This window comes from Variovorax sp. EBFNA2, assembly GCF_033802765.1.
In the GTDB taxonomy this organism is placed as follows: Bacteria; Pseudomonadota; Gammaproteobacteria; order Burkholderiales; family Burkholderiaceae_C; genus Variovorax; species Variovorax paradoxus_H.
The window spans coordinates 2,458,241-2,483,618 of the sequence record NZ_CP138496.1 but is presented as its reverse complement, the minus strand read 5'-3'; the positions used below and the strand labels follow the sequence as shown (position 1 = coordinate 2,483,618).

Below are 25,378 nucleotides of genomic sequence, written 5' to 3'. Positions count from 1 at the left end.
GTCGCTGCATGAACCGGGTCGTCCGCGAACTCACCGCACTGCCGAGGGACGCACGGGACACGCTGTTCCTGCTCTGCGTCATCGGCCTCATCCTGTTGCCGCAGGTGAACGAGCTGCCGTGGTGGTGCTCGGCCATCACCGCCATGGTGCTGCTGTGGCGCGCCTCGCTGGCGGTGCAGGCGCGCCCGCTGCCCGGCAAGTGGTGGCGCATCGCGCTGCTGGCGCTGGCGCTGGCCGGCACCTACGCCACCCACCGCACGCTGCTGGGCCGCGACGCGGGCGTGACGCTGGTCGTGTGCCTGCTGGCGCTCAAGACGCTGGAGCTGCGCGCGCGGCGCGACGCCTTCGTGGTCTTCTTCCTGGGCTTCTTCGCGATGCTCACGAACTTCTTCTATTCGCAGTCGCTGCTCACCGCCTTCACCATGCTGCTGGCGCTGCTGGGCCTGCTGACGGCGCTGGTCAACGCCCACATGCCGGTGGGCCGGCCGCCGCTGATGCAGGCCGCGCGCATGGCCGGCTGGATGGCGCTGGCGGGCGCGCCGGTGATGCTCGCGCTGTTCCTGCTGTTCCCGCGCTTCGCGCCGCTGTGGGGCACGCCCAGTGACGCCATGGCCGGGCGCAGCGGGCTGTCGAACACGATGCGGGTCGGCACCATCGCCGAACTGGCGCTGGACGGGAGCATCGCCGCGCGCATCAAGTTCGACGACAACCGCGCGCCGCCGCAAAGCCAGCTGTACTTTCGCGGCCCCGTGCTGGCGCAGTTCGACGGCCGTGAGTGGACGGCGCTGCCGACCTGGGCGCGCAGCGGGCAGGCGGTGTCGAACCTGCGCACGCGCGGCGAGCCGGTGCGCTACGAGGTCACGCTCGAAGCCAGCCAGCGCCCGTGGCTGCTCACGCTCGACGCGGCGCCGCGCGCGCCCGCGCTGCCCGGCTACGAGGTCATCGGCACATCCGACCTGCAGTGGTTCGTGAACCGGCCGGTCACCGACCTCGTGCGCTACCGCGCAGAAAGCCATCCGCAGTTCGAAAGCGGCCCGGTCACGCGCACGGGCAGCCGGCTCCAGCCCTACCTGGCGCTGCCGGCCGGCAGCAACCCGCGCACCGCCGCACTCGCCGCCCAGATGCGCGCCGACCCCGCGCTGGCCGGCGCCGATGCACAGGCCTTCGTGCAGGCCGCGCTGCAACGCCTGCGCACCGGCGGCTACACCTACACGCTGGAGCCCGGCGTGTACGGCAACGAGACCGCCGACGAATTCTGGTTCGATCGCAAGGAAGGCTTCTGCGAGCACATCGCCTCGGCCTTCGTGGTGCTGATGCGCAACCTGCAGATTCCGGCGCGCATCGTCACCGGCTACCAGGGCGGCGAACTCAACAACGTCGACAACTACTGGGTCGTGCGCCAGAGCGACGCGCACGCCTGGGCCGAGGTGTGGCAAGAGGGCGCGGGCTGGGTGCGCGTCGACCCGACCGGCTCGGTCGCGCCGGGGCGCATCGGGCAGTTCCAGCGCCTCACGGCGCAGCCCGGCCTGTTCGCAGGCGCCATCGGCGTCATGAGCCCGACGCTGGTGCAGAACCTGCGCGCCGCCTGGGAAGCCGTGAACAACGGCTGGAACCAGTGGGTGCTCAACTACACGCAGAGCCGCCAGCTCGACCTGCTCAAGACCCTCGGCTTCAACGCCCCGAGCCTGGAAGACCTGGCCTACGTGCTGCTGTACCTGCTGGTGGCCGCAAGCCTGGCCGGCGCCGGCTGGACGCTGTGGGAACGCAGCCAGCATGACCCGTGGCTGCGGCTGCTGGGCCGCGCCCGTGCGCGCCTGGCGAAGGCCGGCCTGCCGCTGCCCGAGACCGCGCCGCCGCGGCAGATGGCGCAGGCGGCCGACGCCCGCTTCGGGCCCGCCGCGCAGGCGGTGCGCGACTGGCTGCTGAAGCTCGAAGCCCAGCGCTATGCGCCCACCACGCCCGCGTCGCTCGCCGCGCTGCGCGCCGAGTTCCGCCGGCTGCCCTGGCCGCCCACACCGCCGCGCGCCTGACACGCAGGCCACGGGGCTGCAACCACATGTGTCGCCCGAAAGTGCGCATGCGCACGGGCGGCACAATCGTGTCCATGTCACACGCCTTCCCCACGCCCTTGCGCGCCGCAGCGGCCGCCACCGCCCTCCTCGCCGCCTGCGCCGCCTGGCCCACGGGAGCCCTGGCCCAGAAGCCCTCCGCGAACGGCCGCGCCGCCGCCGTCACGCCCGTGCGCGGCAGCGTTCCCTACGCCGCGCGCGACGACGCCATGGAGTTTGCCGACGAGGTCGCCAAGCGCCGCAACCTCGACCGCGACTGGGTGCGCGCCACCATCGGCGCCGCGCGCTTCCTGCCCAACGTGCCGCGCCTGATGCTGCCGGGCCCCGTCGGCACCGTGAAGAACTGGCAGACCTACCGCAGCCGCTTCATCGACCCGGTGCGCATCGCGGCCGGCGTGCGCTTCTGGCGCGCCAACGCCGACACGCTCGCGCGCGCCGAAGCCACCTACGGCGTGCCGCCGGAAATCATCGTCGGCATCGTCGGCGTCGAGACCATCTACGGCCGCAACATGGGCAACTTCCGCGTGATCGATGCGCTGGCCACGCTGTCCTTCGACTTTCCGCAAGGCCATCCGCGCGCCGCCGAGCGCATCGCCTTCTTCCGCGGCGAGCTCGAGAGTTTCCTGAGCACCGAAAGCCGCACCGCCGACGATCCGCTCACGCCCGTGGGCAGCTACGCCGGCGCGATGGGCATGCCGCAGTTCATGCCCAGCAGCATCGCCAAGTACGCGGTCGACTTCGACGGCGACGGCCGCATCGACCTCGTGAACAACCCGGTCGACGTGATCGGCTCGGTCGCGAGCTACTTCAAGGGCTTCGGCTGGACGCCGGGCATGCCGTCGATCTACCCTGTGCATTTCGAGGAAGCGCGCCTGAAGAAGGCGCTGCTGCTCGCGCCCGACATCCTGCCGACTTTCAGTGCCGACAGCTTCGTCGCCGCGGGCGCCGTGCCCGAGGGCGAAGGCCTGAAGCACAAGGGCCTGCTCGCGCTCATCGAGCTGCAGAACGGCCTCGACGCACCGCCGACCTATGTCGCGGGCACGCGCAACTTCTACGTGATCACCCGCTACAACTGGAGCAGCTACTACGCGATGTCGGTGCTCGACCTCGGGCAGGAAGTCAAGGCCGCGATGGCGCAGTGACTGCCATGACACCGCAGGCGCTGCACGCGAACTGGACCGCAGCCTGGCGCGCGCTCGGGGTGGCCGCGCCCGACGACGCGCTGTGGCTCGAACTGCAGCGCCGCTACAGCGAGCCGCAGCGCCACTACCACACGATGCAGCACCTCGGCGAATGCCTCGCGTGGTTCGACCAGGAACAGGCGCTGGCCGAACACCCCGGCGAAGTGGCGCTGGCGCTGTGGTTCCACGATGCGATCTACGACGTGCATGCGCGCGACAACGAGGCACGCAGCGCCGACTGGGCACGGCAAGCCCTGCAAGCCGCAGGTGTGGATGCAGTGGCGGCCGATCGCGTCCACGCGCTCGTCATGGCGACGCGCCACGACGCCGTGCCCGAGGGCCGCGACGCTGAATTGCTGATCGACATCGACCTGTCGATCCTCGGCGCCGGGCGTGCGCGCTTCGACGAGTACGAGCGCCAGGTGCACGCGGAGTACGGCTTCGTTCCAGAGGAGATTCGCCTGCCGCGTCGGCGCGCGATCCTCCAGCGCTTCCTCGACCGTCCGGCGATCTACGCCACGCCGCGCCTGCATGCACTGCTCGAAGCGCGAGCGCGCGAGAACCTTCAGCGGTCGATCGCGGCAGCCTGATCGGTCGGCACCAAGCGCCACCACTCGGAGCGCGGCGGCACGTCGCCGAATGCTTCCTCCACCACGCCGAACAGCAGGCCGTCGCGCCCCGCACCGAGCTGCGACAGCGCCAGCGGGCGCGCAAGATCGCGGCACAGCATGAAGCTCGCATCGCCCTGCCAGTCGAGGCAGCGGCCGACTTCCGCCAGCATCAGCGCAGGCTGGCTCTGCATGAAGGTGAAGGGCATCGGCAAGCCCGTGTCGAGCTGCGCCAGCCCCGCGCGCGTGGCTTCCCATGCGCCGCGCTGGCTGGTCACGCGCAGGCGCGCACCGGCTGGCAACGCGGCTTCACCGGCCGCATCGAGGCACGCGCGCGCCCCGTACATCGCCAGCTCGGTCCACAGGCCGACACGGCGCGGCCGACGGCCCAGGCGGGTCGCCAGTGCATCGCGCCAGTCGTCGGGCGGCGGATGCGCCACGACGTGCGCAACGGTGCGCCAAGTCGGGGGGTTCATGCGGCGCTGCAATCCGTCAGCACCAGCGACGCATGCCCGCCGCCGAAGCCCACGACGTTGAGCAGGATGTGGCGCAGCCGCGCCGGCGGCCGGTCGCTCAGTGCGATGCCGAGCGCCTCGTCGAGCGCATAGCCGACCGATGGCCAGACGCCGCCTTCGATGCAGCCGACCAGCAAGGCCAGCTCCGCCGCCCCGGCCGCGCCAAGCGTGTGGCCGATCGCCGACTTGAGCGACACCAGCGGCGGCAGCGGGTCGAACACCTGCCGCAGCGCTTCCACCTCGATCGCGTCGTTGACCGGGCTGCCGGCGGCCTGCACCTTGATGAGGTCGATGTCCGCGGGCTGCAGGCCGCTGCGCGCCAGCGTCTCGCGGCACATCGCGCGCACCGCGCTCGCTTCTGTGCCCGAGGGGTTGCGCCCATCAACCACGTTGGCGCCACCGCCCAGCGCCCAGCGCGCAGGTTGCGACCCGAGCCGCAGCGCCGCCACGGCCTCGCCGAGCACCAGCCCCTGGCGACCCGCGCCGAAGGGCCGCGCGCTGTCGGGCGCGAGGAGCTGCATCGCACCGAAGCCGGCCACGGTGAAGCGGTTGTCGAGCTCGGCGCCGATCACCAGCGCCTCGCGGGCCTCCCCCGCGCGCACCATGTCGGCTGCCGCCAGCATCGCATTGAGCGCCGAGGTGCAGGCGGTCGAGACGGTGAAGACCGGGCCTTGCCAGTCGAGCGCGGCGGCGGCGATGTCGGCAAAGTCCTGCAGGTCGCCGCTCAGCCGCGCGTCGTGCTGCGCGTGTTCCATGGCGCCGATGTCGAGCGACGACGAGGCCACGAACAGCGGCCCCCGCCGGTCCAGCCCGTCGCCGGTCTGCGCGACCACGCGGCGCACCGTGTGCTGCACGCGCTGCGCCCAGTCACCGGGCGGCACCGGTAGCGTGTAGACCGGCCACTGCTGGCCGTCGGCCACGGTCACCGGCGTGGGCGGCACGCCGCCGCGCCGCAATGCCGCGAGCGCCGACGGCAGATCGTCGCCAAGCACGCAGGCCAGGCCCATGCCCGCCAGGTACACCGGACTCCTCAGGCTCATGCCTTGCCCGCTTGCACCAGGTGTTCCGCCAGGTGCGCGATGGAGGTCAGGGCGCGGCGCGTGTCCTTGCTGTCGGGCATGCGCAGGCCGAAGTGCTGCTGGATCGCCATCGACACCTGCAGCGCGTCGAGCGAGTCGAGGTCGAGTCGCGCTTCGGGGCCGAACAGCGGTTCGTCGTCGCCGAGGCCGCCGGGCGGCGCGTCTTTCTCGACGGCCTCGAGCACGAGGGCCTTGAGGCGGGCGATGAATTCAGGAGAAGAAGCGGTGCTCGTCACGGTGCGCGCCTGCGAAACAGAAAGACAGCCACGAAAAACATGAGGGCCGCGAACGCCACCAGCCGGCCGACCTGCGGCAGCACCTCGGCCACGCCGCCGCCGCGCAGCAGCACGGTGAGCAACGCTTCCAGCCCCCAGTTCATGGGAGAGATTTCGACCATGCGCTGCATGAAGCCCGGCATGACGAACTTGGGCACCATGATGCCGCCCGCCGCCGCCATCAGCACATTCACCATCGGCCCGAGCGTGGCGGCCTGGGCATGGCTCTTGACGAGGCAGGCCACCGCGAGCGACAGGCTCACCGCCGCCAGGCTCACGGCCGCCAGCGACAGCAGCAAGCCGCCCCAGTGGATGCCCGACAGCGAGAGCGCGTCGCCGCCGATCATCGGCATGAGCCAGATGCCCGCCGCCAGCATCAGCAGCGCCTGCAGCGCGTTCACGCCGAGGTAAGGCAAGGCCTTGGAGGCCAGCAGCATCGTGCGCGACACGCCCAGGCTCTGCAGCCGGCCGAGCGCGCCCGAGCCGCGCTCCTGCACGAACAGGCTAGAGAGAGAAGCGACCACGAAGAACATGCCGAACACCAGCCAGGCCGGCACGTTCTGCTGCACCGACGTGGGCCGCGGGCCGGCCGTGGCAAAGCGCTCGGCCTGCACCATCGCCTGGATGGACGCATCGGGCGCGGGGCTGGCCGTGCCGGGCACTGCCAGCGCGAGCCGCGCCTTGAGCTCGCCCGAGGCACCGATGAGCTCGGCACGCAGCGCATTGAACAGGTTGGCGTCGATGCCGGGTTCGGCCAGCAGGCGGATGTGGGCGCGCGTGGAAAGCGCGGCCGATTCCAGTTCTTCCGACAGCCCGGGTTCCAGCACGATCACGTACTTGAGCGTGCCGCTGCGCAGCCGCGCCTGCCAGTCGGCGCCCAGCGGTTGCGGCGCGCCGTGGCTGCGCTGCCAGATCTGCAGCAGCCACTTGGCGGGCGTGTCGCTGTCGCGCACGTCGACCGCGTAGCTCAGCTCGGCCAGCGGCGGGCGGTAGATGTCTTTCAGCGTGAGCGACATCAGCACGATGAACACCATCGGCATCACGAACAGCACGGCCAGCCCGTGCATGTCGCGCACGAGGGCCAGCAGTTCTTTCTTGATGAGCGCGAAAAGCATGTCGTTCGATCAGTCGCGCAGCGAACGGTGCGTGAGCGCCATGAAGAGCTGCTCGAGGTCGTGCCGGCCGAACTCGGCCTGGCGCACCTCGATGCCCTCGGCTTCGAGCGCGACCAGCACGGGGCCCGGGCCGGTGTCGGGATTCAGGTGGATGCGCCAGTGCGCCGCCCCCTGCTCCACCGTGCCGAAGCGCGACAGCATCTGCGCATCGAGGCCGTCGGCGGCCAGGGTCAGCAGCATCGCGCTTTGCGACAGCAGCGCGTCGAGCGGGCCTTCGCGCAGCACGCGGCCCTGGTCGAGGATGGCCACGCGGTCGGCGATGGCCTCGATCTCTTCCATGTAGTGCGAGGCGTAGATCACCGCCGCACCGGCATGCGCCAGGCTCTTGATCGCATCGAGGATGAAGGCGCGTGATTGCGGATCGACGCCCACGGTCGGCTCGTCGAACAGCATCAGCTCGGGCTCGGGCAGCAAGGCGATCGCGAGGTTGAGACGGCGCTTCAGGCCACCCGACAGCCGCTCGGCGCGCACGCCCGAGAACTGTTCCAGCTGCGCGAACTGCGTGCAGGTGTCGATGCGCGCCTTCTTGCGCGCACCCGAAAGCTGGCCGGCCGCGGCGAAGCAGGCCAGGTTCTCGGCCACGGTGAGCATCGGATAGAAGGCCTGGTCCTGCGGCGCCACGGCAATGCGCGTGGGCGCCTTGGCGCGCACCTGCTGCAACGGCTGGCCGTCGATGCGGATGTCGCCCGACTGCACCGCGAGCGCGCCCGACAGGTGCGAGATCAGCGTGGTCTTGCCGGCGCCGTTCGGGCCGAGCAGGCCCAGCACGCAACCGCGCGGCACGGCGAGCGACACGTCGGCCAGCGCGGCCTTGTCAGCGTGCGGGTAGCGGTAGCCGAGCTGACGAAGCTCCAGCATCAGGCGACGGCGGCCTTGAGGTCGCGGAAGAAGGTTTCTTCCTGCTGCGCCTGTTCGCGCAGCTTGCCGGCGAGCGCGACCGGATCGACCGGCTCGCGCCCCTTGACCATGCGCGCCGCCTTGAGCGCGAACGCGCGCCAGCCGTCGCCGATGGCGATCAGGCGTTCGGACATCTGCGTCAGCTGCGGCTTGTCGAGCAGCTGCGCCGCCTCCTGCAAAAAGCCCGCGTAGATGAAGCGGAAGCCCGCCCCGCCCGTGCCGATTTCTTCCTGCATGCGCACCAGGTGGCCGATGAAGTCGACGCTGCGCGGATCGCTGGGCGACAGCTTGTGCATGCGCTTGGCCAGCGTGCGCATGCCGCGCACGCCCACGATGGGCACGGGCGCGAGCATGTTGCGCACGGTCTTGCGGATCGCCTTGGTCACCGAGGCGGCGTCGACCGCTTTGCGCTCGATGGCCTGCGGGTAGTACATGAGCCCCTTGGGTGCCAGCACGCCCTTGGCGAAGCGCGCGCGCGACAGGTCTTCGCTGGCGCAGCGCACGGGTTCCTCGAACACGGGGTCGCTGATCAGGTAGTCGTCGCCGTCCTTGCCGTAGACCAGCAGGTTGTGCGCGTTGAAGTGAAAGCGCATGTTCGGCGGAAAGTACGGCAGCCAGTAGACCGAGGTCTGCAGGCCCACGAGCTGGCCGTCGGCCAGCAGCGCGTCGAGCCGCTGCTGCCCTGCTTGCGGGCTGCGGAAGGTCTCGAAGCGGAAGCGCGCGGCCATCGGTGCCAAGAGGCCCTTGATGATGGCCTTGGGCGGCATGCGGTACGAGATGAGCGGCAGGCCCGACAGCTTGATGAACGGCAGGTAGGCGAACGACAGCGCCGACGACAACCCCAGCGCCATCGCCTCGCTCATCGGCGCGCCGTGGTGGCGCATGAGGCTGGAGATGACGCCGCTTTCGCAATGCGCCGCCTGTTGGTGTTGGAAGTTCACGGCAGGCCTTGCAGGGTGGAAATGGGCAGCCCCAGCGCCTGGCCGTAGCGTGCGAGCTGGGTCGGCGACAGCGCGGCGAAATGGCGCGGCTGCAGGTGGCGGCGCACGCGCCATTGCCAGAAGCCGCTGGTCTGCGAGAGCAGCGCCACGTCCATGCGACGCTCGTACATCCAGTATTCGAGCGGCGAAGCCAGTCCGGCCTTCACGCGCACCTTGGCCTCCTGCGCCTGCTCGACCAGCACGTCGACCGCATGGCTGGTGACGATCTCTTCCGCCTCCCAGCCCTTCGACGTCGTGGTGACGACGCGGCCTTGCGCGTCGCGGGCGTACATCAGCTTGGAATGGCCCGCGAGGGTCGCGTTGCCCTCTTGGGGCACGGCATCGAGGTCCATGTCAGGCCTCCCGCCGGGCCGCCCCAAGGGAGGCCTGCGCCCCCTCGGGGGGCAGCGATACGCGAAGCGATGAGCGTGGGGGCAAGGTCATACAGCCTCCAGGTAGATGAAGCCGCTGGAGAAGCGACCGCTTTCGGGCACGAACATCAGCAACTTCTGGCCGGGTTGGATGCGACCGGAACGGAACAGCTCGTCCAGCATGATGTACGGCGAGGCCGAGCCGGTGTTGCCCTTGGTCGCGAGGTTGCTGAACCAGCGCTCGCGCGGAATCGGCAGGCCCAGCGAGGCCAGGCTGGCCGCCACGGGCTCGACGAAATAATGCGACGACAGGTGCGGCAGGAACCAGTCGATGTCGTCGGTCTTCAGCCCGCGACGCTCGATGAGGGCTGCGAGCGGCTCGGTCAGCGTGGCGCGCACGATGTTGTCGTTGAGCAGGCGCACGTCCTGCTTGACGGCGAAGGTCGAGTCGCGCTGCCAGTCGGCGGGCGAGGTGCGGGCCCAGCCGTCGAGACCGCCCTGCGCGTTCTTGTCGGCACCCGCATACATGCACACCGGCAGTTCGTGCGCGGCCGATGACAGCTCGATCCATTCGACGCGCAGCGACAGCGGCCCGCGCGGTTCGCGCTCCAGCAGCACCGCGCCGGCGCCGTCGGACAGCATCCAGCGCAGGAAGTCTTTCTCGAAGGCGATCTCGGGGCGCGCTTCGAGCGCTTCGATCTTGTGCTCGAGTTCGGCTTCGAAGTTGATGCCGCGCATCACGGCCGAGGCCAGTTCGGAGCCCGTGGCGACCGCGCGCCGCGCATCGCCCGCGCGCACCGACAGCCACGCATGCTTGAGCGCCGCCGCGCCGGCCAGGCAGATGCCGGCGCAGGCCACCACCTCGAGCCGGGGCCAGCCCAGTTCGCCGTGCACCATCACCGCATGGTTGGGCATGAGCTGGTCGGGCAGCGAGGTGCCGGTGGCCAGGCAGTCGACCGGGCCGATGTCGTCGCCCAGCGCGCGGATGGCCGCGGCGGTGAGCTGTGCGTTGGTCATGGCCAGCTGGCCGGTGGCACGGTCGATGGCGTAGTGGCGCGACTGGATGCCGTTGCTGCGCAGGATGAGGCGTCGCGCACGCGACACCTTGCCGCCGATGCGACCCAGCACTTCTTCGATGTCTTCGTTGCTGACCGGAGAAAAAGGCAGGAAGGCAGCGGTGCGGGTCAGGAAAACATCAGTCGTCATAAAAAGGGAGCCGGTCCGTGGCAGAGCCCGACGGGCGCTCGAATTGAGCGGTCATTTTAGTCAGCCACCCTCGGAACAAAGGCCGCAGCAGCGCCTGCAAGGTCAGGCTCACCGGCACGACGGTCACGATCAGCGCCAGCAGGAACAGCACGTACAGCAGCAGCAGCGGTTTGCGCACCGCCGCGCCCGGCCCGCCGGCCGCCATGATCAGCTTGCCCCAGAGGTAGAAGCTGCGCGTGCCGGCCTTCTCGCTGACCAGCAGCCGTGCGTCGGCGCGCACCGCGCCCAGCCCGGCCAGCAAGGGCGCATCGCCCTGCTCTCGGCCTTCGTGCAGCGCGTCGCGCAGGGCGCGGCCGAAGCGGCTGCAGCCACGGATCTGTTCCTCGCTCAGGCCCGCGTCGGGCATGCCCCAGAAGCCGCGCTTGCGGCCCCAGATGAGCCAGGCCGGCGTGGTGAAGAAGGTGGCCAGCGTGGGGCCAGGGTCGGTCAGCACCACGTTGTCGATCAGGCGCGCGCCGGTCGCGGCGAGCAGGCCCTTGAGCTTTTCGTGGGCCAGCAGCCACATGTTGCGACACGCAATGACCGTGACCACGGGTTTTCCCTTGAGCAGCCGCGCCGCCACGGGGTGCTGCAAAAAGGCCGCAATCGGCTGCGCGGGCGCCAGGAACCAGACCTGGTACGGCAGGATGACGAGGTCGAAGTCTTCGTCGCCCGTGAGCGCGAGCGGCGCCAGCGGGCCCGGCTTCATGTGGGCCGACTCCGGAAACGCGTCGAAAAAAGTCAGGAACGGCCAGGGCCAGGGAAAGCTTTGCAGCGGCCGCAGCGTTTCCACATGCAGGTCGATGCCCGGGTCGGCGCGCAGCGGCGCGGCGATCTGCCCGGCCACGCGGTCGAGCTGCCCGGTCTGCGAGTACTGGATCAGCAGGACGCGTTTGGCACGCGCGCTCGGGGTGGCAGGAGGGCTGGCGGAGGGGCTGGAAGAACTTGGATTCACAGGCGGGGCGTGGCGGGGGCCGTCGAATGTAAGCGAAGCTTTTCAAAGGTGCATCTGCCATTGGTCATGGCGTCGCATGAATCCGACGAACCATTCGGGCAGAACGAGAAAAAGGGCCGCACCTTGCGGCACGGCCCTTGTTTGCATTTGTGATGCCCGGTGTGCGCTCAGCGCACCTTGCCGTCCTTCCAGGCGCTCAGCAGCTTGTTGTAGTCGATGGTTTCGCCCTTGGGCTTCTCGTTGGCCAGCTTCTTCCACGGGGCGTTCTTGTCGCTGAGCCACTTGTTCGGATCGCCCTTCGCGTTGAGCTTGGGCGCGCAATGGGCCATGCCGGCGCGTTGCAGGCGGGCCATCACGTTGTCCATCTCGTCGGCCAGGTTGTCCATGGCTTTTTGCGGGGTCTTCTCGCCCGTGACGGCTTCGGCGACGTTCTTCCACCACAGCTGCGCCAGCTTCGGGTAGTCGGGCACGTTGGTGCCGGTGGGCGTCCACGCCACGCGGGCCGGGCTGCGGTAGAACTCGACCAGGCCGCCCAGCTTGGGCGCCATGTCGGTCATGGCCTTGCTCTGGATGTCCGATTCGCGGATCGGGGTCAGGCCCACGATGGTCTTCTTGAGCGAGACGCTCTTGGAGGTCACGAACTGGGCGTAGAGCCAGGCAGCGGCGGTCTTGTTGGCGTCATGGCCGTTGAAGAACGACCACGAACCCACGTCCTGGTAGCCGTTCTGCATGCCCTGCTTCCAGTACGGGCCGTTCGGGCCGGGCGCCATGCGCCACTTGGGCGTGCCGTCCTCGTTCACCACGGGCAGGCCCTTCTTGGTCATGTCGGCGGTGAAGGCCGTGTACCAGAAGATCTGCTGGGCGATCTGGCCCTGCGCGGGCACCGGGCCGGCTTCGCCGAAGGTCATGCCCATGGCCTCCTTGGGCGCGTACTTTTTCATCCAGTCGATGTACTTGGTGAGCGCGTACACGGCGGCCGGCGAGTTGGTCGCACCACCGCGCGACACGGCGGCGCCCACGGGCGTGCACTTGTCGTCGGCCACGCGGATGCCCCACTCGTCGATCGGCATGCCGTTCGGGGTGCCGATGTCGGCGGTGCCGGCCATCGAGAGCCACGCGTCGGTGAAGCGCCAGCCCAGCGACGGGTCCTTCTTGCCGTAGTCCATGTGGCCGTAGATCGGCTTGCCGTCGATGGTCTTCACGTCGACGCTGAAGAACTCGGCGATGTCTTCGTAGGCGCTCCAGTTCAGCGGCACGCCCAGGTCGTAGCCGTACTTGGCCTTGAACTTGTCCTGCAGGTCCTTGCGCGCGAACAGGTCGGCGCGGAACCAGTACAGGTTGGCGAACTGCTGGTCGGGCAGCTGGTACAGCTTGCCGTCGGGCGCGGTGGTGAACTTGGTGCCGATGAAGTCCTTGATGTCGAGCCCGGGGTTGGTGTACTCCTTGCCCGCACCGGCCATGTAGTCGGTGAGGTTCATCATCTTGCCGTAGCGGTAGTGCGTACCGATGAGGTCGGAGTCGGAAATCCAACCGTCGTAGATCGACTTGCCCGACTGCATCGAGGTCTGCAGCTTCTCGACCACGTCGCCTTCCTGGATCAGGTCGTGCTTCACCTTGATGCCGGTGATTTCCTCGAAGGCCTTGGCCAGCGTCTTCGATTCGTATTCATGCGTGGTGATGGTTTCCGACACCACCGAGATTTCCTTGACGCCCTTGGCCTGCAGCTTCTTGGCCGCGTCGATGAACCACTTCATCTCGGCCGCCTGCTGGTCCTTGCTCAGGGTCGACGGCTGGAACTCGCTGTCGATCCATTTCTTGGCCTCGGGCTCTGCGGCCCATGCGCCGTGCGCGGCGACCATCGCCGCCGCCATTGCCAATGCCGTGTAGCGCATCTTCATGAATATGTCTCCTCGGTTGTGCTTCCCCGGTTTTTTCATCGCGGCTCCGGGGAGGCGGAGAGCCGGACGTGTGGGTGGAATCGGTGAACCTAGCCTTTGCGCATGACCAGGGCAAGAACGAGCATCGACAGCACGAAGCCGATCCAGATCGAGGGCTCGGCCTCCAGGCTCAGCCACTCCTGCGCCTTGCCGGCCAGGCCGACGAAGATCAGGTTCACATACGCGGCGGACAGCAGGCCGATGAACAGCCGGTCGCCGCGCGTGGTGGCAATGGGCAGCCAGCCGCGCCGCATGACGGTGGGCGACTTGATCTCCCACACGGTCATGCCGACCAGCATGAGCGCGATGCAGGTGAAGAAAACGGCCACGGGGGTGGTCCAGACCATCCAGTCGAACATTCTTTATCTCCTTGTCTTCTCTTGCGCCTTCCCCCTCTGGGGGAAGGTTGGGATGGGCATCAGCGTCCAATGGATACGCCGCTTGCCCCCACCCCTGCCCTCCCCCAGAGGGGGAGGGAGAAAAACCGAACGTCACACGCGACCCATCGCGAAACCCTTCGCGATGTAGTGGCGCACAAACCAGATCACGATCGCGCCCGGCACGATGGTGAGCACACCGGCCGCAGCCAGCGTCGCCCAGTCCATGCCCGACGCACTCACTGTGCGCGTCATCGTCGCGACGATCGGCTTGGCGTTCACGCTCGTGAGCGTGCGCGCCAGCAGCAGCTCGACCCAGCTGAACATGAAGCAGAAGAACGCCGCCACGCCCACGCCGGCCTTGATGAGCGGCAAGAAGATGGTGAGGAAGAAGCGCGGGAACGAGTAGCCGTCGATGTACGCCGTCTCGTCGATCTCGCGCGGAATGCCGCTCATGAAGCCTTCGAGAATCCACACCGCGAGCGGCACGTTGAACAGCAAGTGCGCCAGCGCCACGCCCAGGTGCGTATCCATCAAACCCACGGTGCTGTACAGCTGGAAGAACGGCAGCAGGAACACCGCGGGCGGCGTCATGCGGTTGGTCAGCAGCCAGAAGAACACGTGCTTGTCGCCCAGGAACGAATAGCGCGAGAACGCATACGCTGCCGGCAGCGCCACGGTGAGCGAGATCACCGTGTTGATCGCCACGTAGATCAGGCTGTTGATGTAGCCCGAGTACCACGACTCGTCGGTGAAGATGCGCGCGTAGTTGGCCCAGGTGAGCTGTTGCGGAAAGAACGAGAAGCTCGACACGATCTCCTCGTTCGTCTTGAAGCTCATGTTGACCATCCAGTAGATGGGCAACAGCGCGAACAGGATGTACAGCAGCAAAAAGATGCTGCGCTTGTGGAAGCGTTTTTCGTTCATTGCTCTTTCTCCACTTCCTGTGTACCGACCCGTTGCATCCAGTTGTAGAGCACGAAGCAGAACAACAGGATGATCAGGAAATAGATCAGCGAGAACGCCGCCGCCGGCCCCAGGTCGAACTGCCCCACGGCCTTCTGCGTGAGGTACTGGCTCAGGAAGGTGGTCGCGTTGCCCGGCCCGCCGCCCGTCAGCACGAAGGGCTCGGTGTAGATCATGAAGCTGTCCATGAAGCGCAGCAGCACGGCAATCATCAGCACGCCGCGCATCTTGGGCAGTTGGATGTAGCGGAACACCGCGAACTTGCTGGCACCGTCGATGCGCGCGGCCTGGTAGTAGGCGTCGGGAATCGAGCGCAGGCCGGCGTAGCAGAGCAAGGCGACCAGCGGCGTCCAGTGCCACACGTCCATCACCAGCACCGTGAGCCACGCGTCGGTCGCGCTGCCGGTGTAGTTGTATTCGATGCCCATCACTTGCAGCGCGTGGCCCAGCAGGCCGATGTCGGCGCGGCCGTAGATCTGCCAGATGGTGCCCACCACGTTCCACGGAATGAGCAGCGACAGCGCCACCACCACCAGCACCGCCGACGATTTCCAGCCCGTGGCCGGCATCGACAGCGCGAGCGCGATGCCCAGCGGAATCTCCACCAGCAGCACCGAGAGCGAGAAGCCCAGCTGGCGCCACAGCGCCTGGTGCAGCTCGTCGTCGCGCATCACGGCGGCAAACCATTCGGTGCCGACGAACACGCGCCGATCGGGCGAGATGATGTCCTGCACCGAGTAGTTGACGACCGTCATCAGCGGGACGATGGCGGAGAAGGCGACGCAGATGAGCACCGGCAGCACGAGCCACCAGGCCTTTTGATTGATGGGTTTGTTGGTGGCGTTCATGGTGTTTGCTCCCGCTGCGTTTTCTCCCTCTCCCTCTGGGAGAGGGTTGGGGTGAGGGATGACGGCGCTCGAAAGGCTGCAAGCGGTGGCAAGGCCCCTGCCCTCACCCTAGCCCTCTCCCCGCAAGGGGAGAGGGAACAAGACCGAGCAACGGCTGATTGATGCGTCATGCCACCAACTCCTCATCCTTGTAGTAGCACGTGTGCGTATCAAGCACCCGCAGCCACACCGTGTCGCCCACCGCCGGCGGCTGTTCGTCCGAGTGCATGCGCACCTTGACCACGCCGCCGTCGACCTCCGCGCTCAGCATCGCGTGCGTGCCGACGTCCTGCACCTGCTTCACCACCGCAGGCACGGCGCCAGCCGCGCCGGCATTCGACAGGCGCAGGTACTCGGGCCGGATGCCGATCTTGAGCGCGCCGGGCGGCAGTTCGCGCGTCGGCACCAGCGGCGTACCCGCCACTTCGAGCGCGCCGTTGGCGCTGTGCGCCGACAAAAAGTTCATGCCCGGCGAGCCGATGAAGTGCCCGACAAAGGTGTGGGCCGGCCGCTCGAACAGCGCCTCGGCGCTGCCCACCTGCACGGCCTTGCCGCGCGTCATGACCACCACCTCTTCGGCGAAGGTGAGCGCCTCGACCTGGTCGTGCGTCACGTAGATCAGCGTGAGCTTGAGCTCGCGATGGATCTGCTTGAGCTTGCGGCGCAGTTGCCACTTCAGGTGCGGATCGATCACGGTGAGCGGTTCGTCGAACAGCACCGCCGACACGTCGCTGCGCACCAGGCCGCGGCCCAGCGAAATCTTCTGCTTGGCGTCGGCCGCGAGGCCCGCGGCGCGCTGGTTGAGCTGGCCGCTCATGTCGAGCATTTCAGCGATCTCGCCGACGCGCTTCTTGATCTGGTCTTCAGGCACCTTGCGGTTGCGCAGCGGGAACGCGAGGTTCTCGGCCACGGTCATGGTGTCGTAGATCACCGGGAACTGGAACACCTGCGCGATGTTGCGTTCCTGCGGCGTGGCGCGCGTCATGTCGCGGCCGTCGAAGCTCACGCTGCCTTGCGAGGGCACGAGCAGGCCCGAGATGATGTTCAGCATGGTCGTCTTGCCGCAGCCCGAGGGGCCGAGCAGGGCATACGCGCCGCCATCGCGGAAGCTCATCTTGAGCGGGAGCAGCGCGTAGTCGCTGTCCTGCGTGGGGTTGGCGCGGTAGGCGTGGGCCAGGTCGAGATCGATGCGTGCCATCTCAAGCTCCTTTGCGCCATGCCGGCGCGCGCGCCAGCTTTTCGCTGGCATCGAACACATAGGCCTGCGACGCGCTGAAGTACAGCGTGATCGCGGCGCCCAGTTCGAAGCGGTGCACACCGGTGAGCTGCGCCACCAGTTCGCCCACCGCGGTATCGACGTGCACGAAGGTGTCGGAGCCCGAAATCTCGGCCAGCTCCACCTTGCCGGACAAGGCGATGTCGCCCTCCCCCGCACCCACGTTCAAGGCACTCGCGCGCAGGCCGATGGTGACTGCGCCCGACACGCCTTCGGGCAGGGCCAACGTCAGCGCAGGCCCGCCCGCGAGTTGCACCTGGCCGGCGGTGGCCGTGCCCGCCAGCAGGTTCATCGGCGGATCGCTGAAGGCGCGTGCCACGCGCAGCGACTGCGGCGCGTGGAACACCTCGGCGGTCGGACCGTACTGCAGCAGTTCGCCGGCGTCCATCACGGCCGTGTAGCCGCCGAGCAGCAGCGCTTCGCCGGGCTCGGTGGTGGCGTAGATGACGGTCGAGTCGCCGGTGGCGAAGAGCTGCGTGAGTTCTTCGCGCAGGCCTTCCCGCAGCTTGTAGTCCAGGTTGACCAGCGGCTCGTCGAGCAGCATGAGCGGTGCGTTCTTGGCGAGCGCACGCGCCAGCGCCACGCGCTGCTGCTGGCCGCCCGACAGCTCGGCCGGCAGGCGGTCGAGGAACATGCCGATGTGCAGCTTGTCGGCCAGCGCCTTCACGCGCGCCTCGATGTTCGATTCGCCGCGCAGCTTCAGCGGCGAGGCGATGTTGTCGAACACCTTGAGCGAGGGGTAGTTGATGAACTGCTGGTAGACCATCGCGACATTGCGCTCGCGCACCGGCGTGCCGGTGACGTCCTTGCCGTCCACCAGCACACGCCCGGTGCTCGGCGTGTCGAGCCCGGCCATGAGGCGCATCAGGCTGGTCTTGCCGGCCTGCGTGGCGCCGAGCAGCACGGTCACCGCGCCGCTTTTGGGCGCGATGCTCTGCTCGTAGAGCCAGGTGTGCGCGCCGACCTTCTTGGTGACGCGCTCCAGAGTCAGCTGCATCAGCTCACCTCCACTTCCACGGTGTCGTTGTTGTTTGTTGCGTTGGCCTGCAGCCAGATCGCCACCTGCTCGCGCTCGGCGGGCGTGTAGTGCAGGCCGAGCTTGGTGCGGCGCCAGAGCACGTCGTCCGAGCTCACGGCCCATTCGCGCGCCTGCAGAAAGCGCAGCTCGCGCTCGTACAGGCCGGGCGCGACCTCGGCGCCCATGTCGGCCAGCGACTGCGCCTCGCCGACCAGTTCGACCACGCGCGCGCCATAACCGCGCGCCAGCCGCAGCGCGACCTTGGCATCGAGCCAGGGATACTTCGCCTGCACGGCGGTCACGAAGCGACCGAAGTCGTCGTCGGGGCGCTTGGGTGCACCGATCCAGGCCGACAGGTCACCGCCGGCCAGGAAGGCGCCGTCGGTCCAGGCCGGGCGTTGTGCGCCCGACTGCCCGAGCATCTTGCCGACCTCGTCGGCGGCATCTTCTGCCAGCTTGCGGAAGGTGGTGATCTTGCCGCCCCACACCGACAGCAGCGGCGCGGCGGTGGTGTTCGACTCGAGCAGATAGTCACGCGTGACGGCCGAGGGATCGCCCGAGGCGTCGTCCAGCAGCGGGCGCACGCCCGAGTAGGTCCAGACCACGTCGGCCGGCACGATGGCCTTGTCGAAGTAGCGGCTGGCCTGCGTGCAGAGGTAGTCGATTTCTTCCTGCGCGATGCGCGCGGCGCCGGGATCGTCGCCGCTGATCTCGATGTCGGTGGTGCCGATCAGCGTGAACGCGCCCTGGTAAGGAATGGCGAAGATGATCCGCTTGTCGGGGTTCTGGAAGATGTAGGCATGGTCGTGGTCGAACAGGCGTGGCACGATGATGTGGCTGCCCTTCACGAGCCGCAGGCTCTTGGTGGCCAGCGCCTCGCCGCGTGCCGACTGGGCCACGCCACGCAGGAAAGATTCGGCCCACGGCCCGGCCGCGTTCACCACGGCGCGTGCGCGCACGGTGCGGTGCGCGCCGTCGGGGCCTTCGAGCGTGGCAACCCAGCCGTCGGCGCCGCGCTGCGCATGGATGCAGCGCGTGCGCGTGAGCACCTCGGCGCCCTTCGAACGCGCATCGACGGCATTGAGCACCACCAGCCGCGCGTCGTCGACCCAGCCGTCCGAGTACACAAAGCCGCGCTTGTACTGCGCCTTGAGCGGTGCGCCGGCCGGGTGCTGGCGCAGGTCGATGCCGCGCGACGGCGGCAGCACCTCGCGCCTGGCGAGGTGGTCGTACATGAACAGGCCGATGCGGATCATCCAGGCCGGGCGCATGGAGGGGTCGTGCGGCATCACGAAGCGCAGCGGCCACATGATGTGCGGCGCACTCTTGAGCAGCACTTCGCGCTCCTGCAGCGCCTTGCGCACCAGCGAGAACTCGTAGTACTCCAGGTAGCGCAGCCCGCCGTGGATCAGCTTGGTCGAAGACGACGAGGTGTGCGAGGCCAGGTCGTCCTTCTCGCACAAGACTACGCGCCAGCCCCGGCCGGCCAGGTCGCGCGCAATGCCGCACCCGTTGATGCCGCCGCCGACGATCAGCACATCGCATTCGGTGGCCGGCGCGGCCGCTGGGGAAGAGAAATCGGTCACAGGCTGGAGGTCCGTAGGTTCGTGACTTTTGTCAGCAAAGGCCGAGATTGTATTTTCGAGTTTTTTCATTTGGATTCCTTTTGGCGCGATTTTCCTCCGAGTTTTCCCTTACTAAGATTCGTTTTCTTTCGTTTTAAAGTGACGCGGCCTGTACCCTCAAGCTCAGTCTTTCCGCTTTCCACGACGTCTCTGTGAACTCCAATCCGCGCCAGATCAACCTCCTCGACACCGTGCGCGCGCGCGGCTCCGTCACCGTCGAACAGCTCGCCGACATGCTGGGCGTGACGCTGCAGACCGTGCGCCGCGACGTGCAGCGGCTGGCCGACGCAGGCTTGCTCACGCGTTTTCACGGCGGCGTGCGCGTGCCGAGTTCGACCACCGAGAACATCGGCTACCAGCAGCGCGAAACGCTCAACGCCGACGGCAAAGCGCGCATCGCGCGCCGCGTGGCCGAGCTGGTGCCCAACGACTGCTCGCTGATCCTGAACATCGGCACCACCACCGAGGCCATCGCCAAGGCGCTGATGCGCCACACGGGCCTGCGCGTGATCACCAACAACCTGAACGTGGCGACCATCCTGAGCGGCAACACGGCCTGCGAGGTGATCGTGGCCGGCGGCTCGGTGCGCCCGCGCGACCGCGCCGTGGTGGGCGAGGCCACCATCGACTTCATCCGCCAGTTCAAGGTCGACATCGCGCTCATCGGCGTGTCGAGCATCGAGGCCGACGGCTCGCTGCGCGACTTCGACCTGCGCGAGGTGAAGGTCGCGCAGACCATCATTGCCCAGGCACGCGAGGTGTGGCTGGCGGCCGACGCGAGCAAGTTCAACCGGCCGGCCATGATCGAGCTGGGCACGCTCTCGCAGATCGACCGCCTGTTCACCGACGCCGCGCCGCCGCCGCCGTTTCCCGACCTGCTGCATGCCGCACAGGTGCGGTTGGAAATCGCGCGCGACGCATGAGATGAGCGGCCCTGACGTATTTCTCCCTCCCCCGCTGGGGGAGGGTCGGGGTGGGGGCACGACGGCTTCCGAAGAAGCATGGCGCCTCATTGAAGGCCTGCCCCCATCCCAACCTTCCCCCAAAGGGGGAAGGAGCCAGACAGGATTCAAAGGAACACGCAACCCATGACCACCTACCTGCTCGCCCTCGACCAGGGCACCTCCAGCTCGCGCAGCATCGTGTTCGACCGCGAAGGCCGCATCGTCGCCATCGCCCAGAAGGAACTCACGCAGATCTACCCGCAGCCGGGCTGGGTCGAGCACGACCCGATGGAAATCTGGCGCAGCCAGCTCGCCACCGCGCGCGAGGTGCTGGCCAAGGCCAAGCTGCAGCCCGCCGACATCCACGCCATCGGCATCACCAACCAGCGCGAGACCACCGTGCTGTGGAACCGCGCCACCGGCCAGCCCGTGCACCACGCCATCGTCTGGCAAGACCGCCGCGCCGAACCGCTGTGCGCGCAGCTGCGCGACGAAGGCATGACGGACACCATCCGCGACAAGACCGGCCTCGTGATCGACGCGTACTTCTCGGGCACCAAGCTGCGCTGGCTGCTGGACCACGTGCCCGGCGCGCGCGCCCAGGCCGAGCGCGGCGAACTCGCTTTCGGCACGGTCGACAGCTGGCTCATGTGGCAGCTCACCGGCGGCAAGGTGCACGTGACCGACGTGAGCAACGCCTCGCGCACGATGCTGTTCAACGTGCACACCAACGAATGGGACGCCGACCTGCTCGCCGCGCTGAAGATCCCCGCCGCGCTGCTGCCGAAGGTGCAGCCGTCGAGCTCGCATTTCGCCGACACCGACGCCGCGCTGCTCGGCCACACGCTGCCCATCGGCGGCGTGGCCGGCGACCAGCAGAGCGCCCTCTTCGGCCAGGCCTGCTTCGAGGCCGGCATGGCCAAGAACACCTACGGCACCGGTTGCTTTCTGCTGATGCACACGGGCGGCGCGTTCCAGCCGTCGCACAACGGCTTGCTGGTCACCAGCGCGGCGCAGGTCGATGCGACCCCGCAGTACGCGATGGAAGGCAGCGTGTTCGTCGGCGGCGCGGTGGTGCAGTGGCTGCGCGACGGCCTCAAGGCCATCAAGGGCAGCGCCGAGGTGCAGTCGCTCGCCGAGAGCGTGCCCGACGCGGGCGGCGTGATGATGGTGCCGGCCTTCACCGGCCTGGGCGCGCCCTACTGGGACGCGGACGCGCGCGGCACGATCACCGGCCTCACGCGCGGCACCACGGTCGCGCACATCGCGCGCGCCGCGCTCGAAAGCATCGCCTACCAGAGTGCCGCGTTGCTGCAGGCCATGAGCCGCGACGCCGTGGCGGCAGGCGGCAAGCCCGTGGCCGAGCTGCGTGTCGATGGAGGCGCGAGCGTGAACGATCTGCTGATGCAGTTCCAGGCCGACCTGCTGGGCATTCCGGTGGTGCGGCCCGAGGTGATCGAGACCACCGCGCTGGGCGCGGCCTACCTTGCCGGGCTGTCGACCGGCGTCTACACCGACGCGCGCCAGCTCTCGAAGCTGTGGAAGATCGAGCGCCGCTTCATGCCCACCATGGGCCGCGCGCAGGCTGAGGAATCGATGGCGCGCTGGGAGCGCGCCGTGCGCCAGGCCACCGCGACCTGAACGCCCTCGGTTTCACCAGCCCCAGAGGGAGCGCTTCAGCACCCAGCCGGTGGTGCCGCCTTCATGGCGCACCTTCACCCAGTCGCCGCGGCGCTCGAGCGTGCGCAGCACGTCGCCATACACGGCCCGCTTCACGACCGGGCTGCGCGCACCGGGGGCGCGGCGCAGTTGCGCGGTCTTCGCCTTCACGACGTGGTGCGGCGTCTTGTTCGTCATCGAACGGAAGACCCAGGCCTTGTCGTTCTCGAAGTCGGTGACCCGCAGCCAGTCGCCCTTGCGGCCGATCACGCGCAGCGGATAGCCCCGGCTCACCGTCCAGTGCGCGTCGGCGCGCTGGCTCGGGCCGGTGCGCATGTTCAGCGTCTTGACCGCGACACTGACCATCTGCGGCTGCGCGGCAAAGGCGGACGGCAGCACCATCCACGAAAAGAAGAATGCGAGCAGGAGCGCGGGCAGTCGGCGGCTGAATCGGGCCATGGGGCGAAGGTTCCTTTCAAGAAGACACGGAGTCCGGCAAATGCCGGGCGAGCCCCTCAGGGACGCTGCGCGCGAATAAGTTCCGCGGGGATATCCCTGAGGTGGGGCTCAAAGAACCCGCAAGGGTCGGGACACTGAGCGTGCGGCGGCAGGGCGCGGGGCAGAATTCGGCCGCCTTCGATTCCCCCCGCGCCGCGTTTGCCCCTCAACCGACGCGCCACGGCCCGACGCCGCGGAACTGCCGCTCGACCCGGGTGCGGCACTTCCGCCACGCGTACGACGCTGGGCATCCGCTGGAGCGGACAGAAGGCAGAGCGCGATGTGCTGCGCGACAACCGCCTGCGGCGGGCGTCGGAGATTCCGGTGGCTGTCGGATCGTTTTCGCGTTGACAGTCGCCGGAGACGGGCTCGCTCAGTGCGCCGGCACCAGGAAGTCCTGGCTGATGCGCCCGCCCAGCTCGTTGACGCGGTCAAGGAACTGCGTGAGGTAAGCGTGCAGCCCGGTCGCGAGGATCTCGTCGACCCGCGCGTACTGCAGATCAGCCAGCAGCTTGCCGGCACGGCGTTGGGTTTCGGCGCTCTGCTCGTTCTGCACCTTCGCGAGGTTGGCGACCACCTCGGCCAGGCTCGCGTGCAGCGAGCGCGGCATGTCGGCGCGAAGAATGAGCAACTCGGCCACGCGCTCGGGCTTGATCACGTCGCGGTACACCTTGCGGTAGACCTCGAAGGCCGAGACGCTGCGCAGGATGGCGCTCCAGTGATAGAAGTCGTACTCCTGGTCTTCCTCGGTGGCGGCACCGAAGAATTCGCTGTTGAGCGCGTGGAACTTCACGTCGACCAGGCGCGCCGTGTTGTCGGCACGCTCCAAAAAGGTGCCTAGGCGCGAGAAGTAGAACGCCTCATCCTGGAGCATGGTGCCCAGCGTGACGCCGCGCGACAGGTGCGAGCGGAACTTGACCCACTCGAAGAACTGACCCGGGTCGCGCTCGAAATCACCCGCGCGCAGCATGCGGTTCACTTCGAGCCAGGTGGTGTTCTGCGTTTCCCAGGCCTCGGTGGTGAGCGCGCCGCGCACGGCACGGGCGTTCTCGCGGGCGGCCTTCAGGCAGGAGACGATCGACGACGGATTGCTCTCGTCCTTGACCATGAACTCCATGACCTCGTTGGGTGCGATGTGGTCGTACTTGTCGTTGTACAGCGGCAGCAGCTCGCTGATGGACAGCACGCCCTGCCAGCCGTACTTGGCGACCTCGGCCGACTGCGGCAGCAGCGAAGTCTGGTAGTTGACGTCGAGCATGCGCGCCGTGTTTTCGGCACGCTCGGTGTAGCGCGACATCCAGTAGAGGTGGTCTGCGGTGCGGGACAGCATCGTTTGTGCTCCTACTGCGATTGGCTTTGCGACTGCGTGGCCGTCTTCGGCTTGGCCGTGCGGTCCGCTTCGAGAATCCAGGTGTCCTTGGTGCCGCCGCCCTGCGACGAGTTGACCACCAGCGACCCCTCCTTGAGCGCCACGCGCGTGAGGCCGCCGGGCACCATCTGCACCTCGCTGCCCGAGAGCACGAAGGGGCGCAGGTCGATGTGGCGCGGCGCGATGCCGGCGTCGACGAAGGTCGGCGAGGTCGACAGGCTCAGCGTGGGCTGGGCGATGTAGCCGTCCGGCTTGGCGATGACGGCCTTCTTGAAGTCTTCGATCTCGGCCTGCGTGGCGGCCGGGCCGATGAGCATGCCGTAGCCGCCGGCGCCGTGCACCTCCTTGACGACCAGGTCCTTCATGTTGTCGAGCGTGTACTGCAGCTCGTCCTTGTTGCGGCACATGTAGGTCGGCACGTTCTTCAAAATCGGCTTCTCGCCGAGGTAGAACTCGATCATCTTCGGCACGTACGGGTAGATCGACTTGTCGTCGGCCACGCCGGTGCCCACGGCATTGCAGATGACGACGTTGCCCGCGCGGTAGGCGCGCATGAGGCCCGCGCAGCCGAGGGTGGAGGTCGGGCGGAACACGTCGGGGTCGAGAAAGTCGTCGTCGACGCGGCGGTAGATCACGTCGACCCGCAGCGGGCCGCGCGTGGTGCGCATGTAGACGAAGTCGTCCTTGACGAACAGGTCTTGGCCTTCGACCAGTTCCACGCCCATCTGCTGGGCCAGGAAGGCGTGCTCGAAGTAGGCGCTGTTGTACATGCCGGGCGTGAGCACCACCACCGTGGGCTCGGCCGTGGCCGGCGGCGCGCTGGCGCGCAGCGTTTCGAGCAGCAGGTCGGGGTAGTGGGCGACCGGCGCGATGCGGTTCTGGTTGAACAGCTCGGGGAAGAGCCGCATCATCATCTTGCGGTTTTCGAGCATGTAGCTCACGCCGCTGGGCACGCGCAGGTTGTCTTCGAGCACGTAGTACTCGCCGTTGCCCTGGGCGTCGGGCGCACGCACGATGTCGATGCCCGAAATGTTCGAGTAGACGTTGTGCGGCACGTTCACGCCCATCATCTCGGGGCGGAACTGGGCGTTGTTCAGGATCTGCTCGGCCGGGATGATGCCGGCCTTGATGATGTCCTGGTCGTGGTAGACGTCGTACAGGAAGCGGTTGAGCGCCGTGACGCGCTGCACCAGCCCCTTTTCCATGCTCTCCCACTCGTGGGAGGGAATGATCCGGGGCAGCAGGTCGAACGGGATCAACCGCTCGGTGCCGGAGCCGTCCTCGTCCTTGGCGCCGTACACCGCGAAGGTGATGCCGACCCGGCGAAAAATCATTTCCGCCTCTTCTCGCCGCGCTCGCATCACCTCACCGGGTTGCTTCGCAAGCCATTGGTCGTAGCGCTTGTAGTGTTGCCGGATTGCAGCGCCCGCATAGGGGAGCTGCTCATACATCTCGTCGAATTTGTGCATGGA

General features: G+C 68.1%; 24 protein-coding genes. 5 read left to right on the top strand and 19 right to left on the bottom strand.

Annotated features, from left to right (window positions below; all coding sequences use genetic code 11):
* Nucleotides 1-8: 8 nt before the first annotated feature.
* The 3 genes from RZE79_RS11555 to RZE79_RS11545 all read left to right on the top strand — a co-directional run bounded on the left by RZE79_RS11555 (nt 9) and on the right by RZE79_RS11545 (nt 3,840).
* Nucleotides 9-2,030, top strand: coding sequence for a DUF3488 and transglutaminase-like domain-containing protein (locus tag RZE79_RS11555; RefSeq protein ID WP_319360509.1), 2,022 nt, complete (start codon nt 9-11; stop codon nt 2,028-2,030).
* Nucleotides 2,031-2,104: 74 nt separating this feature from the next.
* Entirely contained in the window at nt 2,105-3,211 is a 1,107-nt protein-coding gene (gene mltB / locus RZE79_RS11550) for a lytic murein transglycosylase B (RefSeq protein WP_319360508.1), read from the top strand.
* A gap of 5 nt (nt 3,212-3,216) precedes the next feature.
* Complete coding sequence (locus tag RZE79_RS11545) at nt 3,217-3,840, top strand: N-methyl-D-aspartate receptor NMDAR2C subunit (RefSeq protein WP_319361159.1); 624 nt, start codon at nt 3,217-3,219, stop codon at nt 3,838-3,840.
* Here RZE79_RS11545 and RZE79_RS11540 read toward each other — a convergent pair.
* From RZE79_RS11540 to glpD, 16 genes are all read right to left on the bottom strand, one after another.
* Nucleotides 3,816-4,334 carry a hypothetical protein gene (locus RZE79_RS11540; RefSeq protein ID WP_319360507.1) on the bottom strand — a complete coding sequence of 173 codons (519 nt, stop codon included), beginning with the start codon at nt 4,332-4,334 and terminating at the stop codon, nt 3,816-3,818. The two genes, RZE79_RS11545 and RZE79_RS11540, sit on opposite strands and share 25 nt — an antisense overlap.
* Nucleotides 4,331-5,413: a beta-ketoacyl synthase N-terminal-like domain-containing protein gene (locus RZE79_RS11535; RefSeq protein WP_319360506.1), complete on the bottom strand. Its 1,083-nt coding sequence runs from the start codon at nt 5,411-5,413 to the stop codon at nt 4,331-4,333. Before RZE79_RS11535 ends, RZE79_RS11540 begins: the two co-directional genes overlap by 4 nt.
* Nucleotides 5,410-5,688 (bottom strand): acyl carrier protein, encoded by a 279-nt coding sequence (locus tag RZE79_RS11530; protein ID WP_153284944.1) that lies wholly within the window; start codon nt 5,686-5,688, stop codon nt 5,410-5,412. The genes RZE79_RS11535 and RZE79_RS11530 overlap by 4 nt, the downstream gene beginning before the upstream one ends.
* Nucleotides 5,685-6,842 carry an ABC transporter permease gene (locus RZE79_RS11525; RefSeq protein ID WP_319360505.1) on the bottom strand — a complete coding sequence of 386 codons (1,158 nt, stop codon included), beginning with the start codon at nt 6,840-6,842 and terminating at the stop codon, nt 5,685-5,687. Before RZE79_RS11525 ends, RZE79_RS11530 begins: the two co-directional genes overlap by 4 nt.
* A gap of 9 nt (nt 6,843-6,851) precedes the next feature.
* Nucleotides 6,852-7,760, bottom strand: a complete 909-nt coding sequence (locus RZE79_RS11520; protein WP_319360504.1) for an ABC transporter ATP-binding protein — start codon at nt 7,758-7,760, stop codon at nt 6,852-6,854.
* On the bottom strand, nt 7,760-8,740 hold the full coding sequence (locus tag RZE79_RS11515; protein WP_319360503.1) for a BtrH N-terminal domain-containing protein: 981 nt from the start codon (nt 8,738-8,740) through the stop codon (nt 7,760-7,762). Before RZE79_RS11515 ends, RZE79_RS11520 begins: the two co-directional genes overlap by 1 nt.
* Entirely contained in the window at nt 8,737-9,132 is a 396-nt protein-coding gene (locus RZE79_RS11510) for a hypothetical protein (protein WP_319360502.1), read from the bottom strand. Before RZE79_RS11510 ends, RZE79_RS11515 begins: the two co-directional genes overlap by 4 nt.
* A gap of 87 nt (nt 9,133-9,219) precedes the next feature.
* On the bottom strand, nt 9,220-10,356 hold the full coding sequence (locus RZE79_RS11505) for a beta-ketoacyl-ACP synthase III (protein ID WP_319360501.1): 1,137 nt from the start codon (nt 10,354-10,356) through the stop codon (nt 9,220-9,222).
* Entirely contained in the window at nt 10,346-11,350 is a 1,005-nt protein-coding gene (locus RZE79_RS11500) for a dialkylrecorsinol condensing enzyme (protein ID WP_319360500.1), read from the bottom strand. The genes RZE79_RS11505 and RZE79_RS11500 overlap by 11 nt, the downstream gene beginning before the upstream one ends.
* 167 nt (nt 11,351-11,517) lie before the next feature.
* A complete protein-coding gene (locus RZE79_RS11495) occupies nt 11,518-13,248 on the bottom strand; it encodes an ABC transporter substrate-binding protein (RefSeq protein WP_319360499.1) in 1,731 nt (576 codons plus the stop codon).
* 89 nt (nt 13,249-13,337) lie between these two features.
* Nucleotides 13,338-13,646, bottom strand: coding sequence for a DUF2160 domain-containing protein (locus tag RZE79_RS11490; protein ID WP_153284951.1), 309 nt, complete (start codon nt 13,644-13,646; stop codon nt 13,338-13,340).
* Between the two features lie 132 nt (nt 13,647-13,778).
* Nucleotides 13,779-14,591: a carbohydrate ABC transporter permease gene (locus RZE79_RS11485; RefSeq protein WP_319360498.1), complete on the bottom strand. Its 813-nt coding sequence runs from the start codon at nt 14,589-14,591 to the stop codon at nt 13,779-13,781.
* Nucleotides 14,588-15,478 carry a carbohydrate ABC transporter permease gene (locus RZE79_RS11480; RefSeq protein WP_153284953.1) on the bottom strand — a complete coding sequence of 297 codons (891 nt, stop codon included), beginning with the start codon at nt 15,476-15,478 and terminating at the stop codon, nt 14,588-14,590. Before RZE79_RS11480 ends, RZE79_RS11485 begins: the two co-directional genes overlap by 4 nt.
* Before the next feature lie 166 nt (nt 15,479-15,644).
* Nucleotides 15,645-16,715, bottom strand: a complete 1,071-nt coding sequence (locus tag RZE79_RS11475; protein WP_319360497.1) for an ABC transporter ATP-binding protein — start codon at nt 16,713-16,715, stop codon at nt 15,645-15,647.
* A 1-nt stretch (nt 16,716) separates the two neighbouring features.
* A complete protein-coding gene (locus RZE79_RS11470; protein ID WP_319360496.1) occupies nt 16,717-17,790 on the bottom strand; it encodes an ABC transporter ATP-binding protein in 1,074 nt (357 codons plus the stop codon).
* The gene (gene glpD / locus RZE79_RS11465) at nt 17,790-19,466 is read right to left on the bottom strand and encodes a glycerol-3-phosphate dehydrogenase (protein ID WP_319360495.1); all 1,677 of its coding nucleotides are present in this window, start codon (nt 19,464-19,466) and stop codon (nt 17,790-17,792) included. The genes RZE79_RS11470 and glpD overlap by 1 nt, the downstream gene beginning before the upstream one ends.
* A 122-nt stretch (nt 19,467-19,588) precedes the next feature.
* On the opposite strand from glpD, the gene RZE79_RS11460 reads away from it, so the two are divergent.
* On the top strand, nt 19,589-20,359 hold the full coding sequence (locus RZE79_RS11460) for a DeoR/GlpR family DNA-binding transcription regulator (RefSeq protein WP_319360494.1): 771 nt from the start codon (nt 19,589-19,591) through the stop codon (nt 20,357-20,359).
* 165 nt (nt 20,360-20,524) lie between these two features.
* The gene (glpK, locus tag RZE79_RS11455) at nt 20,525-22,021 is read left to right on the top strand and encodes a glycerol kinase GlpK (protein ID WP_153284958.1); all 1,497 of its coding nucleotides are present in this window, start codon (nt 20,525-20,527) and stop codon (nt 22,019-22,021) included.
* Between the two features lie 12 nt (nt 22,022-22,033).
* On the opposite strand, the gene RZE79_RS11450 is transcribed toward glpK, so the two are convergent.
* From RZE79_RS11450 to RZE79_RS11440, 3 genes are all read right to left on the bottom strand, one after another.
* Complete coding sequence (locus RZE79_RS11450; protein ID WP_319360493.1) at nt 22,034-22,498, bottom strand: SH3 domain-containing protein; 465 nt, start codon at nt 22,496-22,498, stop codon at nt 22,034-22,036.
* 412 nt (nt 22,499-22,910) lie between these two features.
* Nucleotides 22,911-23,867 carry an alpha-E domain-containing protein gene (locus RZE79_RS11445; RefSeq protein ID WP_153284960.1) on the bottom strand — a complete coding sequence of 319 codons (957 nt, stop codon included), beginning with the start codon at nt 23,865-23,867 and terminating at the stop codon, nt 22,911-22,913.
* 11 nt (nt 23,868-23,878) lie between these two features.
* Nucleotides 23,879-25,375, bottom strand: coding sequence for a circularly permuted type 2 ATP-grasp protein (locus RZE79_RS11440; protein WP_319360492.1), 1,497 nt, complete (start codon nt 25,373-25,375; stop codon nt 23,879-23,881).
* Nucleotides 25,376-25,378: the final 3 nt, after the last annotated feature.

Excerpts from the sequence above, each read along its gene's own strand:
- RZE79_RS11555 (WP_319360509.1), top strand. The coding sequence starts at position 9 with ATGAACCGGGTCGTCCGCGAACTCACCGCACTGCCGAGGGACGCACGG.
- mltB (WP_319360508.1), top strand. The coding sequence starts at position 2,105 with ATGTCACACGCCTTCCCCACGCCCTTGCGCGCCGCAGCGGCCGCCACC.
- RZE79_RS11545 (WP_319361159.1), top strand. The coding sequence starts at position 3,217 with ATGACACCGCAGGCGCTGCACGCGAACTGGACCGCAGCCTGGCGCGCG.
- RZE79_RS11540 (WP_319360507.1), bottom strand. The coding sequence starts at position 4,334 with ATGAACCCCCCGACTTGGCGCACCGTTGCGCACGTCGTGGCGCATCCG.
- RZE79_RS11535 (WP_319360506.1), bottom strand. The coding sequence starts at position 5,413 with ATGAGCCTGAGGAGTCCGGTGTACCTGGCGGGCATGGGCCTGGCCTGC.
- RZE79_RS11525 (WP_319360505.1), bottom strand. The coding sequence starts at position 6,842 with ATGCTTTTCGCGCTCATCAAGAAAGAACTGCTGGCCCTCGTGCGCGAC.
- RZE79_RS11520 (WP_319360504.1), bottom strand. The coding sequence starts at position 7,760 with ATGCTGGAGCTTCGTCAGCTCGGCTACCGCTACCCGCACGCTGACAAG.
- RZE79_RS11510 (WP_319360502.1), bottom strand. The coding sequence starts at position 9,132 with ATGGACCTCGATGCCGTGCCCCAAGAGGGCAACGCGACCCTCGCGGGC.
- RZE79_RS11505 (WP_319360501.1), bottom strand. The coding sequence starts at position 10,356 with ATGACGACTGATGTTTTCCTGACCCGCACCGCTGCCTTCCTGCCTTTT.
- RZE79_RS11495 (WP_319360499.1), bottom strand. The coding sequence starts at position 13,248 with ATGAAGATGCGCTACACGGCATTGGCAATGGCGGCGGCGATGGTCGCC.
- RZE79_RS11490 (WP_153284951.1), bottom strand. The coding sequence starts at position 13,646 with ATGTTCGACTGGATGGTCTGGACCACCCCCGTGGCCGTTTTCTTCACC.
- RZE79_RS11485 (WP_319360498.1), bottom strand. The coding sequence starts at position 14,591 with ATGAACGAAAAACGCTTCCACAAGCGCAGCATCTTTTTGCTGCTGTAC.
- RZE79_RS11480 (WP_153284953.1), bottom strand. The coding sequence starts at position 15,478 with ATGAACGCCACCAACAAACCCATCAATCAAAAGGCCTGGTGGCTCGTG.
- RZE79_RS11475 (WP_319360497.1), bottom strand. The coding sequence starts at position 16,715 with ATGGCACGCATCGATCTCGACCTGGCCCACGCCTACCGCGCCAACCCC.
- RZE79_RS11470 (WP_319360496.1), bottom strand. The coding sequence starts at position 17,790 with ATGCAGCTGACTCTGGAGCGCGTCACCAAGAAGGTCGGCGCGCACACC.
- glpD (WP_319360495.1), bottom strand. The coding sequence starts at position 19,466 with ATGAAAAAACTCGAAAATACAATCTCGGCCTTTGCTGACAAAAGTCAC.
- glpK (WP_153284958.1), top strand. The coding sequence starts at position 20,525 with ATGACCACCTACCTGCTCGCCCTCGACCAGGGCACCTCCAGCTCGCGC.
- RZE79_RS11450 (WP_319360493.1), bottom strand. The coding sequence starts at position 22,498 with ATGGCCCGATTCAGCCGCCGACTGCCCGCGCTCCTGCTCGCATTCTTC.
- RZE79_RS11445 (WP_153284960.1), bottom strand. The coding sequence starts at position 23,867 with ATGCTGTCCCGCACCGCAGACCACCTCTACTGGATGTCGCGCTACACC.
- RZE79_RS11440 (WP_319360492.1), bottom strand. The coding sequence starts at position 25,375 with ATGCACAAATTCGACGAGATGTATGAGCAGCTCCCCTATGCGGGCGCT.